Here is a 16,509-nt window from a genome sequence, read left to right as displayed (position 1 = left end):
ATTTAAAGCACATTAGCGGTTCCTTACATGTGACACAATTCTCTCGACAAAGAGAAAAACGTACGGAATCATTAGCCCTATGACCGTGCTAATTAAGTGAAAATAGTTTGGCAACGAAATGGCTATTGCGACTGCCGCAACACCTGATCCAAAGCGAAGTGCTGTACCAAGTGAGCCTATTTTCTTCCCTTCACTAATGGACCTGTCAAACTTCTCCATACGGCGAACTAGAATCCAAAAATTATACGTACCAAAGAATGCACCGACTGCGATGCCCGCAAATACAGTTTGAAAGGAAGTGAATCCCCAGCCTAATGCGCAGAGTGCAAGCAAAAAAAATAACGCCCTCTTCTGCACAGCAAAAATGTGATGCAAATCTAGCATTGGTTGTAATCTCCTGAATCAAATTTTCGAGTATTGAAAGCGTTTGCTGACCACCATGTGAAATCAGAAAAGAGCAGTGAAAGGCACTACTCACAGCGGAATAGTAATGGGAGAGTCATTTCAATTACAGGTGTAAATACCCAAAAAATAACTTACACCCCTTACCAACTCGGTAAAAACCGAAACGCACAAAACGTTGCAAATCGACAGTTTTATTTTGAACTGTCAATTTAGTAGAAAGTTGATATAACAAGTGTTTCAACGTCCTAATAATGACTGAAACCCTTATCATTCTTACCCTTTGTAAGCATACAATAGGTGATATTTGAAGTCAATTGGTAATAGAGAAAAACTTCACAACCTATATACTCTTGTCAAATTGTTGACAAATTTGTGTATGAAATTTCATAGTTTCAAATGTTCTTATTTTCTTGGCTCATAGAAAAAGCTAATTTACGACATAATTATGCTCATAAATTAGCTTACCCAATTCAACAGGTACATTAGACTTATTTTTTAATTTAATAATAGTACATTAATTAGTTTTTTGTAAAAAACCTAGCAATGCCTCTACAATTCGTTTAGATGCATGTCCATCACCATATGGATTTGATGCTTGTGCCATCGCCTCATAAGCCTTTTTATCCGTTAACAATTCTTTAGCTAAAGTGTAAATAGTATCTTCTTCAGTTCCTGCTAGCTTTAGCGTTCCAGCTGCAATTCCTTCTGGGCGCTCTGTTGTGTCTCTAAGGACAAGTACTGGCTTCCCTAATGATGGTGCCTCTTCTTGGACGCCACCTGAGTCCGTTAAAATCATGTAAGAATTCGCTGCAAAGTTATGGAAATCAAATACTTCAAGTGGCTCTATTAAATGTACTCGTTCATTGTCACCTAAAATTTCATTCGCGATTTCTCTCACTGCAGGATTCATATGCACCGGATATACTACTTGAACATCATCATGCTCAGCTAAAATTCTAGTAATTGCTTTAAACATATGACGCATTGGCTCACCAAGATTTTCGCGTCGATGTGCCGTTAATAAAATCATGCGATCTTCGCCTATTTTGTCTAATACAGGATGTGTGTAATGTTCGCTAACAGTTGTTGCCAATGCATCAATAGCTGTATTTCCTGTTACAAAAATAGTATCAGCGTTTTTATTTTCATCTAAAAGATTCTTTTTAGATACTTCTGTTGGTGCGAAATGTAAATCAGCCATCACACCTGTTAATTGGCGATTCATTTCCTCTGGGTATGGCGAATACTTGTTCCAAGTTCGCAGTCCTGCTTCAACATGGCCTATAGCGATTTGGTTATAAAACGCCGCCAAGCTTGCAATGAAAGTCGTCGCTGTATCACCGTGTACCAAAACGATATCTGGCTGCGCTTCTTTCATTACTTGATCTAAACCTTGCAATGCGTTTGTCGTCACATCAATTAATGTTTGACGATCTTTCATAATATTTAAATCATAGTTCGGTGTTATTTCAAATGTCTCAAGTACTTGATCTAGCATTTGGCGATGTTGTGCCGTTACTGTTACAATAGATTCTATTTGCTCAGGATACTTTTGTAACTCCAAAACAAGAGGAGCCATTTTAATTGCTTCTGGTCTTGTACCAAAAATCGTCATTACTTTCCATTTTTTCATCAAAACGATCTGCACCGTCCTTTTTGTTATTGTATGAAAAGGACACCACACCAGTTGAAGTCCAACATGAGGAGTACTTACCTAGACATACTATGAAACGCCCTTCTAATTTGAAGGACGCTTTCACAAATTATTAGTTTCCTAAATGAGGAAATTCATAACAACATTTTTATTTTGTGCCGAATAGGCGGTCTCCGGCATCACCTAGACCTGGTACAATATATCCATGATCGTTTAGCTTCTCATCCAAAGCAGCAATGTAAATATCTACGTCTGAATGTTCTTCTTGAATAGCTTTGACACCCTCTGGTGCAGCAATTAAGCACATGAATTTAATGTTTTTAGCTCCACGTTTTTTCAATGAGTTGATAGCTTCCACTGCTGAACCACCAGTTGCTAACATTGGATCTACAATAATGAAATCACGTTCTTCCACATCTGCTGGAAGCTTTGCATAATATTCAACTGGTTTTAATGTTTCAGGGTCTCGATAAAGACCAATATGGCCAACTTTTGCTGCTGGGATAAGCTTTAGTACGCCATCTACCATACCAATTCCTGCACGTAGGATCGGTACAATCGCTAGCTTTTTACCAGAAAGTACTTTTGTTTTCGCAATCGTTACAGGTGTTTCAATTTCAATTTCTTCCACCGGCATATCACGTGTAATTTCAAATGCCATAAGTGTTGCTACTTCGTCTACTAGCTCACGAAATTCTTTTGTACCTGTATTCTTGTCGCGAATATAAGTTAATTTGTGTTGGATTAGTGGATGATCAAATACATAGACTTTGCTCAAAGGGATTCTCTCCTAACCGTTCGGATTTCATTTTTATCTCAACTAGTATAACAGAAAAAAGGAGCCGCCTCAAAAATAAATTTAAGGCAACTCCTTTTATTATATTTTCTTTGAACAAAGTAAGTTATTGATTAAGAATGAAATCTAACTGTTCTATTGCCATTGGTTTAAAATAGAAAAATCCTTGTCCAACTGTACAACCTAATGCACGGAGTATTTCAACCTGTTCTTTTGTTTCAATTCCCTCTGCCACAGAAATCATTCCTAAGTTTAATGCCAATTGTATAATCGAGCGTACAATAGCAAGCGTTGCAGGATCCTCTAAGGCATTAATAAAGCTTCGATCAATCTTTAATTCAGTGAATGGTAATTGTTGCAGATAACTCAATGAAGAAAAGCCTGTCCCGAAATCATCCACGGATGTATTGAAACCATAGCTTTTTAATTCTTGAATAATTTTATAGGCAGATTGGAAATCTACTAAACCTATATTTTCTGTTACTTCTAATATAATATTACTTGGATCTATACCATACTTCCGAACGAGCTTTAGCGTATCTTGAACAAAATGTGTATAGTAAAAATGATCTGGTGAAATATTGACTGCTATTTTCACTAATTTCTTTCCTAACTTTTGCCGCTCTGCCAGCCATGAAAGCACAGTTTCTAAAACTAAAACGTCAATTTCTCTAACCTTTCCCGCACTTTCCGCTACTGGAATAAAGATTGCTGGTGACACAAAGCCAAGCTTGGGGGATATCCACCGTGCAAGTGCCTCTATACTTTGAATTTCTCCATTCCGTAAATCTACTTTTGGCTGTAAATGAACTGTAATTTCTTTATTTTTGATTGCTTGTGACAAATGATTTAAAACAGTCATTTGCTGTACAAGAACGTCATTTTTTTCTGTCGTAAAAATCTCAGTATGTGTACCTGGTTTATCGGTAGCAAAGGAGAGCGCATTATCCGCAAACCGAATTGCATCATTAATCTTTATGTCATCGTTAAAGGAAGCAATGCCTGTTTTTAACGTGATGTAGATTTGCTTTCCTCCAATTATAAAGGGCTGCCGAATCGTGTCTTTGATACGCATCTCATAATTATTTAAATTTTCATCGAAAGTCATGGTGGATAGAATAAGACTAGAGCTTGTAAATCTAGCAAGATATTCGCGATCCGCTTGTTTGTCTTGCTCTAGTCGTTTGGCGAGCTGCCTTAATAATTCATCGCCAAATTCTCGCCCATACAATTCAACCACTTGATGAAATTCACTTGGCTTTACAATTTTAATATAACCATTTTGTCCACGTTCAACTTCTTTTTCGAGGAAATTCACAAAGCTATGACGATTAGGTAAACCTGTTGTAATGTCAGTATAGGCTAGATCCCATATTTTTCTTTGTGTTCTTGCATACGTAAATGCTAAGGCAACAAGCGCACTAATTTTACGAAACATACTTTTGAAATATGCGGAGTCATTATGTGCTTGCTCATAATATATTGAAAAAAGCCCTATTACTTGCCTCTGTTGATTGCGTATAGGTATAAATAATCCATACTGTTTGTGAGATGAGGCAGCAAACTGTTTATGTTCATCCGGAACATGGATCTCATTCAGGTTTTCAATGAAAATAGAGGTTTCTGATTGCATAACCTTCGTAAAAAAATCATTATTTTCACAGCATCTCGGTACATCTTTTGATCTACAATTATCTGTAAAAACTTGTAATAGATTGCTCTCTGTTTTGATGAGAACCATACTTGAAGTATTCGGCATAAAAAACTCATCAAGTCCACGACAAATAATATGCATCTTTTGCTCAAAAGAGCTATCTCTCTCTATCGCCTTATACATATCATTTTCTAAACGCATTAAGAAATCTTCTGTATGATAATATGTAACGTCCTTCATAAGGACTAACACATATTGCGTAATATTTGCATCATTTCGAAATGGTAGTGCTTGTATTTCTGCCCAAAATAGGGGTTTATTGATACCTTTATGATGTAGCTTCGCTTGCACCATGATACCGTTATGTATTTTTTCTTTTATCATTTTAATGGTTGTCATCTTTTCATCTGATAGCCATGAAAAATAATTTGTTTTTAGGATTTGTGACCTCGAAGCATTTGTAAGGTTACAAAAAGATTCATTACATTCTACTATAATATGATGATTTGTTGCATCAAAAATTACATAGCTTTCCTTAGAATTATCCCCTAATTTAATAATACTATTTAATAAAACATCGTTATCTACACCTATCGATTTAGTGACCATCCTACCCCTCCGTCTCTATCACTTCATCCCATTTCCATTGTACATAATATTTAATTAAATTTTCACTTTTATTAAAAAAAACTTCTTTTCTTGGACACTATCCGTCCTCAGCCTACTATAATATATCCCTTTCTATCGATTATATGTAAATTTATTCAAAATAAAGATGGTTATTCTACTTAATTAGAAAAATATGTATTTTATTGTTTTGAAATAAAAAACTGTGTTTAAAGTGAAATTTCCACTCTAAACACAGTCTATAAATGCTATTAAGCGTATAATGGATGTTTATCTGTTAATGCTTTTACGCGATCTTTTGCGTCCGCTTTAACCGCTTCATCTTCAGGGTTTTTAAGAACAGCTGCAATAATTGCACCTACTTCTTTCATATCTTTCTCTTTAAAGCCCCGAGATGTAACGGCTGGTGTACCGATACGAATACCTGAAGTAACAAATGGAGACTCCGTATCGTAAGGAATTGTATTTTTGTTAGTTGTAATGCCCACTTCGTCTAATGCATGTTCTGCTACTTTACCTGTTAGACCAAGAGATTTAACGTTTAATAGTAATAAGTGGTTATCTGTACCACCAGATACAATTTCAACGCCCTCTTCAATAAGTACTTCAGCTAAAGCCTTTGCATTTAATTTTATTTGCTTTGCATAGTCTTTAAATTCTGGTTGTAACACTTCGCCAAATGCAACAGCTTTAGCAGCAATGACATGCATTAATGGTCCGCCTTGAATTCCTGGGAATACAGATTTGTTTAATTTTTGCTCCCATTCTTTCGAAGCAAGAATTAATCCACCTCGTGGTCCACGTAATGTTTTATGTGTAGTTGATGTAACAAAGTCTGCATATGGAACTGGAGATTGATGTTCGCCAACAGCAACAAGACCAGCAATATGTGCCATATCCACCATGAAGTATGCACCTACTTCATCTGCGATTTCACGGAATTTAGAGAAATCGATTTCACGTGGGTATGCAGAAGCACCCGCAACAATAAGTTTTGGCTTATGCTCTAATGCTTTTTGACGCACATCTTCATAATCGATAACTTGTGTGTCTTTTGTTACACCATATTCCACAAAATTATAAAGAATACCCGAGAAGTTTACAGGAGATCCATGCGTTAAGTGACCACCATGTGAAAGGTTCATACCAAGAACCGTGTCACCTGGTTCTAAAATTGTGTGGTATACAGCCATATTCGCTTGCGCACCAGAGTGTGGTTGCACGTTTGCGTATTCTGCTCCGAAGATCTCTTTCACACGATCACGTGCGATATCTTCAACTACGTCTACATGTTCACAGCCACCATAGTAGCGTTTGCCTGGATAACCTTCTGCGTATTTATTTGTCAGTACAGAACCTTGAGCTTCCATAACTGCTTCAGAAACAAAGTTTTCAGATGCAATCAATTCAATATTTGCTTGTTGACGTTTTTTTTCTGCAAGAATTCCTTCTAATACTGCTTTGTCTTGTACTGCTAATTTTTCATATGCCATGTTAGAAAAAGCCTCCTAGTATCCTCTATTATTTATATACAGCACGTTCCCCGCCAATTAGCTTTGGACGTGTTGTTGCAATCGTCACAACTGCTTCTCCCACCATTTTCACTGATGTGCGAACTGGGACAGCTACTGCTTTCAAATGCATACCAATTAATGTTTGTCCAATATCAATACCTGCATGTGCCTGAATAGTTTCAACAACCACTGGATTAGCAAGACGCGTATAGGCGTATGCGGACATAGAGCCACCCGCAGTACGTACTGGAACTACCGCCACATGATCATAGCCAAAGCGTTCAGCTGTTGATGCCTCCATCGTAATAGCACGATTAATATGCTCACAGCCTTGAAACGCTAAATGTAGCTGGTGTTTCATTGCAAATTCTTGTAACGGCTCGAAAATCGCTTCTCCTATCTCCAATGCACCTGCTGTGCCAATTTTCTGACCAATCACTTCAGATGTAGAGCAACCTACGACAAAAATAGTATGAGGTCGTAATGTTACCTGCTCTTCAAATTCACTGAGTAACTGAGTCAAATGCGTTCGTATTTGTTTTACAACCATTAAGCTCAGCTCCTTCATCTATATCCATTAAAATCATGCCATATATGACATCCTTGAAGAATGCCATAGATGGAATAACAATCATTTATTGCTCAAGTTCAGTAATTTTTTCGATGCGTCGTATATGACGACCACCTTCAAACTCAGTTTCTAGCCACGTTTGGACAATTTCACGTGCAAGACCTGGGCCAATAACACGTTCACCCATTGCTAAAACATTAGAGTCATTATGGCATCGCGTTGCCTTTGCACTAAATACATCATGTACTAGCGCACAACGAATACCGTTCACCTTATTTGCAGCAATCGACATACCAATTCCCGTGCCACAAATTAAAATGCCTTTATCAAATTCTCCGTTCGCTACACCCTCAGAAACTGGCTTTGCGTAATCCGGATAGTCTACTGAATCCGCAGATTGTGGACCAAAATCTTCGTAGTTAATATGAAGCTCATCTAGTAGCTGCATGATCTCACGACGTAGGTTGTTGCCTCCGTGATCAGAAGAAATTGCTATTCTCACTGGGTTCCCTCTTTTCGAATTATAGTCAACCTTAGTGTACCACTTCTTTCTGAAGAATAACACGATTTTTCTTGTTTTTTTATGCTGATTTCTCCTAAAAGACGAACATTTATTGTTAACTAGTGAAAAATCATTCACTTTTAAGTTGTTTTTTCTGTGGATAGTGTGAATATCATGTTAATAAATTCGGATAACGGTCTTTTGTTGTAATATTCTATCTACTAAAGTTTTTTTCACTTTTTATATACAGTGGACAAACTATAGCATTATTTTTTCCAAAAATAAAAAAACTGTCTATAAATCCGATTTTTCATCGCATTTATAAACAGCCTTTAAGGACTAAGCCTGACGATCAAATTGTTGAATCACTTTATGCAAAGCTTCTGATTGCTTTTTTAAACTTTGTGCTAGGTGCTCTACCTGTTCAATAGCATAGGCTTGCTCTTCAGCCGCACTACGAACTTCTTGTGCACCTGCTGATGTTTCTTCTGCAATTGCAGCCACTTCTTGTGATTGACGTGCAGTTGTCTCAATATTATGCATTTGCTGTTCAATTAGTGAAGATATCTCTACAATCGCTGTTGCCATTTCATGTACATTAGATGACATACCTTCTACAGCTGTCGTTGTTTCAGATACTCGATCTGCTTCCTTCGTTGCAAAGGCTACCTGTTCATTCATTTGTTTAACTACGACCTCAACGTTTTGCTGCATAGACTGGATCAGAGCTGTAATCCCTTGGACAGCTTTTGCACTTTCATCTGCTAAACCACGAACCTCCTCCGCAACTACAGCGAAGCCTTTTCCATGATCTCCTGCACGAGCTGCTTCAATAGATGCATTTAAAGCTAGTAAATTTGTTTGTGCCGCAATATCACCAACTAAGCCTATAATGCGCTCCACTTGTCCAGCATTTTCTTCTAAAGCATGGATGCTTTTTAAGGCCTCATTGTTACCAGTAGCTATTTGTTGAATACTATTAACTAATGTTTCGATTGCGTTTGTTGTTGTCGATAAATTATGTAATATCTCTGTAGATTGTGATGCTGATGCCTCTGCTCTACTATTTACTTCTGTTGCAAGAGCTCGTACATCCTCAATTGCCTCAGCGGTATCTTGTACAGCTGTCGCAGATGCTTCAGCACCTGCCGAAATATGCTTAACTGTTGTCGCAATACCTTCTGCTTTTCGAGTTGCGACTCCCGCTTCATCTGAGAGCTGAATGATCGATTGGTTGGTCTGTTGGAAATTTTGATCAATACTTTCCACCATTTGACGTAAATTTAGCACCATTTGTTGGAATGCCTCTGCAACCGAACGAATCTCATCGTTTGTTTTAGGCATTTGAACATCCTGTCCAATTTTTCCCTCTGCTACTAGAGTTGCAGAATGCTCAAGTTGTTGTAAAGGTTTAATTAAAATTACGCTAAAAATGGCAGCCAATATGCCTGACCATGTGATTCCTAATGCATAAGTCACCACTTGAAACACTTTTCCATTAATACTTGGGAAGAAGGTCGGTTGTAAATATTCAATAAATATAAAACTGATACTGTAAGTAATTAATGCTAGCACGCTCACAAATAACACCAATTTTAGTCGTAAACCAAATTGTTTTTTCATAGGGCTCCTCAATTCTATTTTAGTTTTTTTATTAATTGATCAACCAATTCATGTAATTCCGCAAATGTTGCTTCGTATATTGCTCTATTACCACCGTAAGGATCTACTACATTCTCCAGGCTGCCTTCATTCGTATACTCTTTCAATGTAAATACTTTATGATCAGTTCCTGGGAAACTTGAAATGACAGTGTCTTTGTGGGCGGTAGTCATCGTAAGGACTAAATCTGCCCAGTCCATTTCTACCATGGATAATTGTGTTGCAGAATGCTGATGAGACATTCCGGCATCATTTAACACTTGTTGCGCATGTGCTGACATTTGGGCATTAGGCATAGCATAAATACCTGCAGAACGTACTTCTAAATTGTCTATTTGTTTATGTTTTAATATGACTTCTGCCATTGGACTGCGACAAGTATTGCCTGTACAAACAAATAATATTTTCACACTTATCACTCTCCATTTTTATATGAATTATTGCTGAATAGCTAGGATACTCATGATTATAAAAATAATGCCAGCAACGATTTGAATTTTATTCCCAAAAAAGACTTGGCTCCTACGTGCAATGACTAATGACCCATAGGCGCAAATCAAGGCACTCAAGCCTGCACTCATAATAAAAATTGTTTTTTCTAAGTTTAGCATACCAAAAGAAACACTAACTGAAAAGGTATCTAGGCTTGCAGTCACGGCTAAAAGTACGGGGGAAATTGTAACTTTTTCATCCCGATGAGAGAATAATAGTAAATGCACGCCAATGCAAAATAACAAAATACTCGATATCCACTGTCCCCATTCTAATAGAAAACGAACTAAATAGTTTCCTAATTCAAATCCCAATAAAGGAAAAATCATATGCAACGCAGCCGTCCATAATGATAAAAATAAGCGATATCTAACATTCGGCAGCAATACATATAGACCAATAACATCTACAGACGTTAATATACCTGCAAGAATTCCCTGCAAGAATGCACTCCTTCTCTCCCTAATATTTTATCATTTTATGCTCGAAAATACATTATTATCATATTTGTCCACATAAGATTTTCCTTTTTATTAATATGACCATGCATATAAAAAAAGGACAAAAGACATGTGAATTTTCAATGTCTTTTGTCACTCAACTTTATTTATAATGAATACCATTTTCCCCCAGAGGCCTTTTCAAGTCTATTCATAATAGCTGCCCCAACGCCTTCCGTCGAAGTTGTCGTAGCTAAAATAACGGTAGCTGTTGTTTTATCACATGCTCTGAGTGCATGGTATAACGAAGCACCCATTTCTTCTTTACTTCCCTCTTCACCTATTGAAAAGTAAAAATCAGCTTTAATATGTTGGAAATTTTCAGGTGCAAGAAGTGCTACGGCATGTCCTTGCTGCTGTAATTGTTGAACAGCTTCACTTACTTCCCTGTCATGACAATTGATTAAGTATACCGGCGCATTTGGTGCATAATGTGTATATTTCATGCCTGGAGCCTTTGGTGTCTCTTCTAGTTTCTGCTCTATTTTTGTTGGTTGAATAACCAGGCCAATTTTAGCCTCAAGCATCTCCTTCGTAATGCCACCTGGACGTAAAATTACCGGAGGCTCATGTGTCACATCTAATACAGTGGACTCTAGCCCAATACCTGTGGAACCCCCATCTAAAATATAAGGTATGTACCCTCCCAAATCATCTAAAACATGGATAGCTTCTGTTGGACTCGGCTTACCACTACGATTAGCACTTGGTGCAGCAAGTGGTTTTTGTAGCTGCTGTAATAAGGCAAGCGCTACTGGATGGTCTGGCATCCGGATGCCGACAGTCGATAATCCAGCCGTTACACTTTGAGCCAGCATATTTGGTTTAGCAGGCATCACAAGCGTTAATGGTCCTGGCCAAAATAAATCCATGCATTGTTTGGCTATTTCAGAAATATGTTCTATATAGTTCGTTACTTCCTCTTTTGTACCAACATGGACAATTAAAGGGTTATCTGAAGGGCGGCCCTTCGCTTCAAATATCTTCTTCACTGCCACATCATTTGTTGCAACAGCTCCTAGCCCATAAACCGTTTCTGTCGGAAATGCTACTACCTCTCCCGCATTTAAGATATCCACAGCTTGTGTATAATTAATTTGACTATTCACATTACTGTCCACAACCTTGCAAACGGTTTCCATGATTAAAACCTACCTTCAATTATTGATTCTTACTGAATTATCCACATATTGTTTATAACTTCTTAAAAAATGTGCATAAGTTATCTGAATTTGTGAACAATTCATGCAAAAAGCCCTTTAATCCATTCCCAAATAAAGAATGTTACTTGCTCTTCCTCTTCTGGCTCTTCTGCTTTTACTTCTTCTTTTTCTGGCTCGCAAATGGATCGGAATATACTGCACCACCAGTTATCGCCACGCGCATCACCAATTTTAACTACAATGGAGTGATACACATTTTGTGGATATAATACTGCTCCCTGTCTTTTAGGCGGAAATAAGTTATCCCCAACCACTACCTGTGTATCGATCTGTGGATAATTTTCGCTCAATTCCGCTTCAATTTGTTGCTTTAACGTTTGAATTTGCTCATTCCCTGCAACTCCTGCAGTTACTACTTGCATAAAATAGGGCTTTAATTCTTCAACAAGCTGCTCTTTCTCATGCTGATCTTGTGCTGTATTGCTATTAGCAATTACCCGAATTCTAAAATCGTTTTCTTGTTCTTGATTAGTAGCCTCTTTTGCAAAACCTACTAATGATGGAATATATAAAACACATAGCTGTAAGGCAATGGCCACTACTACTAATCTAGCAAACGCTAGAAAGATATTTTGTTTAGGCAATCTAATAATCTTGTATTCATTTAACATGTAAATCCCTCCTTGCTCAACATTGTTGGCAAGATGAAGACACTTTATACATGAATTTCACAAAAAATCATTCGCGGTTTCCCATTAATATCTTTTTCTATCGAAATCGTAGCCTGTGGAAAACTATCTTGAAAGAACTTTGCTACTTTTTCACCTTGTGTATAACCGATTTCTAACCCAATTAATGCGGGTCTATTCATATACGTTGGCAATTGCTCTGCTAATTGTCGATATAAAATAAGACCGTCTTCCTCCGCAAATAGTGCGCTATGGGGCTCATGCTTTAGTACAACATCTGACATAGCATGTACCTCATTAAAAGCGATATATGGAGGATTCGATAAAACAATATCAAATTTCTCACCTGCGAGCGGAGCAGTTAAATCTCCCAACCTAAAATCAATATCGGCCTCTAATCTCTGTGCATTTTTTTGTGCTGTTGCTAATGCATCTTCGGATAAATCAGTAGCTACTACCGTTAACGCAGGACATTCCAGCTTCATTGAAATGGCAATAGCACCACTACCTGTACCTATATCAGCTACCTTCAATGCATGATGTTGAAATAGTTTAGTCATACGATTAATAGTGCCAAGAATCAGTTCTTCCGTTTCTGGTCGAGGAATTAATACTGATTCATCGACTATAAATGAACGACCATAAAACTCCTCACTTCCCACACAATACTGAACTGGGCGGCCATTGACATGTTCCTCTATAAGGGCTTTAAATTTTACTTGCTGTTCTTCTGTTAATGTATCCTGTAAATGTAGCATAACCTCTGAATAACTTGTACCAAGTATATGCTGCATAACAATACGTGCCGCAGTTTGCTCCCGACCATTATCCATTAAAAAAGAAGAAGCCCACTCAAGGGCCTCCATCACATTTTTATAAGTCATCATTTAAACGCTCTAACTTCGATGCTTGTTCTTCTAAAATAAGAGTATCGATAATTTCGTCCAATCTACCTTCGACGATTTGATCTAGCTTCTGAATTGTTAAACCGATACGGTGGTCTGTTACACGGTTTTGTGGATAATTGTATGTGCGAATTCGCTCTGAGCGATCACCAGAACCCACAGCTGACTTACGTGTGGCATCGATCTCTTTTTGCGCTTCTTGCATATACATATCTGCTACACGAGCGCGTAAAATTTTCATTGCCTTTTCACGGTTTTTAATTTGAGAACGCTCATCCTGCATGGAAACTACAACGCCAGTTGGTAAATGGGTCATACGAACCGCAGACATCGTTGTATTTACGGATTGACCACCCGCACCAGAAGATGCAAATGTGTCTACACGAATGTCTTTTTCATGAATTTCAACGTCTACTTCCTCTACCTCAGGTAAACATGCTACTGTTGCTGTAGATGTATGGATACGTCCTTGTGATTCGGTAGCTGGTACACGTTGTACACGGTGTGCGCCGTTTTCAAATTTGAACTTTGAATAAGCACCTTGTCCGTTAATCATAAAGATCACTTCTTTATAGCCGCCCATTGGGTTTGGAGTGGCTTCCATAATATCAATTTTCCAGCCTTGTGTTTCTGCATAACGGGAATACATGCGGAATAAATCACCAGCAAAAATATTTGCCTCGTCTCCACCAGCTGCTCCACGAATTTCCATAATAACGTTCTTATTATCATTAGGATCTTTGGGAATTAATAAAATACGTAAACGTTCTTCAAGTTCTTCTTGCTGAGCTTTTAATAGGTTAAATTCTTCCTTTACCATTTCATGCATATCAGGATCTTTTTCGCTATCTAACATTTCACGTGTATCTACTAATTGTTCTTTGACATTTTTATATTCACGATACGTATCCACAGTTTCTTGGATATCTGATTGTTCCTTCGAATATTCACGTAATTTCTTACTGTCATTAACAATATCGGGGTCGCTTAAAAGCTCTGTCAGCCTTTCATAGCGATCCTCCACTGCTTGTAATCGATCAAACATGGATTTCACCTCTATTTAGTTTCTTAAATTGCTCCTATTTTCCAAGAGCTCTCCATTAAAATTACGCTAAAGCATAATGGTTATTTACAATGTTTATGTCCACTACTTAGTATAAAAAACTTTTCGCATATACGCCACTTTTTCTTAGTGCTTCATACTAGGATCTTCCATTATAGCGAAGGATGAGCATGACATTTTCGGCATACTGGATAATACGAATCATTTCCACCTATTTGAATTTGATCCCCCGTATATACAGGCTGTCCATTTCCATCTACTCGTAAATTCATCGTTGCTTTTTTATGGCAGAACCAACAAATGGTTTTCATTTCTTCAATTTTATCTGCATATGTAAGCATGTATTGGCTGCCTTCGAACAGTTCATTTTGAAAATCATTTTTTAAGCCAAAGCCCATGACCGGAATATCTAATTCATCCACAATGTTAGCTAATTGTAAAACATGAGCTTTTTTTAAAAATTGAACTTCATCCACAAGTACACAATATGGTTTAACCACATTGTTTTGCACAAGTTCAAAAATATTTGTATCTTCATAAACAGGAATGGCTTGCTGTCTTAAACCTACTCGACTAGAAACAAAGCCAACCTCATCACGTGTGTCTAAACCTGATGTAAACATCATTACAGGTTTCTGTTGTTCTTCATAATTATGGGCAACTTTTAAAATCTCTATTGATTTTCCACTATTCATTGCACCATGTTTAAAATATAGCTGCGCCATACTGTCTTCTCCCTTTCTTTTGGTCGATCTGTATTTTGAAAAGACTTGCATCAACGTGTCATATTTACTGAAAAAAATACCTGCCAAGCACATGCTTGGCAGGTATTAAACTAACATTAGTTTTTAAGACCGTATTTTTTGTTGAAACGATCCACGCGACCATCAGTAGACGCGAATTTTTGACGGCCAGTATAGAATGGGTGACATTCGTTGCAGAACTCGACAACGATGTTTTCTTTTACTGAACCAGTTTTGAAAGTGTTCCCACAAGAGCAAGTTACTGTTGCTTCTTTGTAGTCTGGATGAATTCCTTGTTTCATATTCGTTTTCTCCTCTCGCCCTGAACCATCTGGAACAGAGTATTATCGAACTGTACCTTACATAGCCCGAATATGAGTGAAACCATCAGCTATATATGTACACGTTGCATACTTATGAAGTATAGCATAGGCGTTTTATTATTTTCAAGAAAAAAATATCAAAAGAAAGTTTTCAATAGTTTTTATCCACGAACTTCACGATAATCATTGTCTTGTAACCCTATTTTTTCATTTCGCTCTTTGAAACGGATATTATGGGAAGAAACATAAGCAACTTTTGGTGCATCAGGTTCTATTAATAGTTTTGCACTATTTAACGCTAATATGCCATCTGTAAAGGCCCCTGCTATTAACCTAACTTTACTTGGATGATCAATAAAATCACCTGCACCATAGATTCCTTCTATATTAGTTTCCCTCTTTTCATTGACGAGTGCTACTCCATCTTTTATATGTAATCCCCATTCTTCTAGTGCACCATAATCACATTTTAAGCCATGGTTCACAATAACGGCATCTACTTCAACTCGCTCTATCTCATCCGTCTCTTTATTCATAATCGATACAGACTGTATTAAATCTCCATCACTATGTAATTGCACTACTTCATATGGTGTTTTTACACATACGGAGGATTCCTTCATCCGTAAAACGTTCTTTTCATGACCACCAAAGTCTTCTCTGCGATGAACGATTGTAACACTCGCTGCAATTGGCTCTAACTCATTCGCCCAATCAACAGCTGAATTACCACCGCCTGAAATTAAGACATGTTTATTCCGGAAAATCTCTAATTCCTGTACAGTGTAGTGTAAATTAGTCACTTCATAACGATCTGCTCCTTCTATTTCAAGCTTTTGCATCGTCAGAACGCCATAACCAACTGCCAAAATCACTGTTTTGGAATAATGCTTTTCTCCCGTTGAAGAAGTTAATATAAATGTTCCATCCGGTTGTTTTTCTAATCCCTCCACCTTTTGATTTAAAACAACTGTCGGATCGAAAGTTTGAGCTTGTTCAACAAGCTGTTTGATAAGCTGTCCACCTAAAATAGGTGTAACTCCACCAACGTCCCAAATCATCTTTTCGGGATAAATTAACATACGACCACCGAGCTGAGAGCTATACTCGATAATTTTCGTTTTTAAATCTCGCATACCACTGTAAAAGGCTGTATAGAGACCTGCTGGACCACCGCCAACAATCGTTACATCATATAGTTCTTTCTCCATTTTTAGATTCCATCCCCTTCATCTTTATCCATAAA

Annotated in this window: 17 protein-coding genes; all 17 read right to left on the bottom strand. The window is 37.5% G+C overall.

Features of this window, described 5'->3' with window-relative positions:
- Positions 1-12: 12 nt before the first annotated feature.
- Positions 13-384, bottom strand: coding sequence for an ATP synthase subunit I (locus MKY88_RS02955; protein WP_008180553.1), 372 nt, complete (start codon positions 382-384; stop codon positions 13-15).
- 535 nt (positions 385-919) lie between these two features.
- Positions 920-2,041 (bottom strand): non-hydrolyzing UDP-N-acetylglucosamine 2-epimerase, encoded by a 1,122-nt coding sequence (gene wecB / locus MKY88_RS02950; protein WP_328204706.1) that lies wholly within the window; start codon positions 2,039-2,041, stop codon positions 920-922.
- Positions 2,042-2,207: 166 nt separating this feature from the next.
- Positions 2,208-2,837, bottom strand: coding sequence for a uracil phosphoribosyltransferase (gene upp / locus MKY88_RS02945; protein ID WP_008180557.1), 630 nt, complete (start codon positions 2,835-2,837; stop codon positions 2,208-2,210).
- 124 nt (positions 2,838-2,961) lie between these two features.
- A complete protein-coding gene (locus MKY88_RS02940) occupies positions 2,962-5,118 on the bottom strand; it encodes an EAL domain-containing protein (protein WP_328204707.1) in 2,157 nt (718 codons plus the stop codon).
- Positions 5,119-5,387: 269 nt separating this feature from the next.
- On the bottom strand, positions 5,388-6,629 hold the full coding sequence (glyA, locus tag MKY88_RS02935; protein WP_193830892.1) for a serine hydroxymethyltransferase: 1,242 nt from the start codon (positions 6,627-6,629) through the stop codon (positions 5,388-5,390).
- Between the two features lie 28 nt (positions 6,630-6,657).
- A complete protein-coding gene (locus MKY88_RS02930; RefSeq protein WP_340812977.1) occupies positions 6,658-7,200 on the bottom strand; it encodes a TIGR01440 family protein in 543 nt (180 codons plus the stop codon).
- 85 nt (positions 7,201-7,285) lie between these two features.
- Positions 7,286-7,723 (bottom strand): ribose 5-phosphate isomerase B, encoded by a 438-nt coding sequence (rpiB, locus tag MKY88_RS02925; RefSeq protein WP_328204710.1) that lies wholly within the window; start codon positions 7,721-7,723, stop codon positions 7,286-7,288.
- A gap of 339 nt (positions 7,724-8,062) precedes the next feature.
- Positions 8,063-9,346: a methyl-accepting chemotaxis protein gene (locus MKY88_RS02920; protein ID WP_328204712.1), complete on the bottom strand. Its 1,284-nt coding sequence runs from the start codon at positions 9,344-9,346 to the stop codon at positions 8,063-8,065.
- Between the two features lie 14 nt (positions 9,347-9,360).
- On the bottom strand, positions 9,361-9,795 hold the full coding sequence (locus MKY88_RS02915) for a low molecular weight protein arginine phosphatase (RefSeq protein ID WP_193830890.1): 435 nt from the start codon (positions 9,793-9,795) through the stop codon (positions 9,361-9,363).
- Positions 9,796-9,822: 27 nt separating this feature from the next.
- The gene (locus tag MKY88_RS02910; protein WP_025114775.1) at positions 9,823-10,320 is read right to left on the bottom strand and encodes a manganese efflux pump MntP; all 498 of its coding nucleotides are present in this window, start codon (positions 10,318-10,320) and stop codon (positions 9,823-9,825) included.
- 164 nt (positions 10,321-10,484) lie between these two features.
- The gene (locus MKY88_RS02905) at positions 10,485-11,519 is read right to left on the bottom strand and encodes an L-threonylcarbamoyladenylate synthase (protein WP_328204715.1); all 1,035 of its coding nucleotides are present in this window, start codon (positions 11,517-11,519) and stop codon (positions 10,485-10,487) included.
- A 101-nt stretch (positions 11,520-11,620) separates the two neighbouring features.
- The gene (locus tag MKY88_RS02900; protein WP_340812976.1) at positions 11,621-12,211 is read right to left on the bottom strand and encodes a stage II sporulation protein R; all 591 of its coding nucleotides are present in this window, start codon (positions 12,209-12,211) and stop codon (positions 11,621-11,623) included.
- Between the two features lie 44 nt (positions 12,212-12,255).
- Positions 12,256-13,116, bottom strand: coding sequence for a peptide chain release factor N(5)-glutamine methyltransferase (gene prmC / locus MKY88_RS02895; protein WP_340812975.1), 861 nt, complete (start codon positions 13,114-13,116; stop codon positions 12,256-12,258).
- Positions 13,103-14,179, bottom strand: a complete 1,077-nt coding sequence (prfA, locus tag MKY88_RS02890; RefSeq protein ID WP_012292750.1) for a peptide chain release factor 1 — start codon at positions 14,177-14,179, stop codon at positions 13,103-13,105. The genes prmC and prfA overlap by 14 nt, the downstream gene beginning before the upstream one ends.
- A 170-nt stretch (positions 14,180-14,349) precedes the next feature.
- Entirely contained in the window at positions 14,350-14,922 is a 573-nt protein-coding gene (locus MKY88_RS02885; protein ID WP_193830887.1) for a thymidine kinase, read from the bottom strand.
- 116 nt (positions 14,923-15,038) lie between these two features.
- On the bottom strand, positions 15,039-15,242 hold the full coding sequence (gene rpmE, locus MKY88_RS02880) for a 50S ribosomal protein L31 (RefSeq protein WP_025114780.1): 204 nt from the start codon (positions 15,240-15,242) through the stop codon (positions 15,039-15,041).
- A 182-nt stretch (positions 15,243-15,424) separates the two neighbouring features.
- Positions 15,425-16,474 (bottom strand): NAD(P)/FAD-dependent oxidoreductase, encoded by a 1,050-nt coding sequence (locus MKY88_RS02875; protein WP_193830886.1) that lies wholly within the window; start codon positions 16,472-16,474, stop codon positions 15,425-15,427.
- Positions 16,475-16,509 lie beyond the last annotated feature (35 nt).

The sequence above is a fragment of the Lysinibacillus sp. FSL R7-0073 genome (genome assembly GCF_038009065.1).
GTDB classification, from domain to species: domain Bacteria; phylum Bacillota; class Bacilli; order Bacillales_A; family Planococcaceae; genus Lysinibacillus; species Lysinibacillus fusiformis.
Note: the sequence above shows the minus strand (reverse complement) of the source record. Positions and strands in the feature narration are given on the sequence as shown.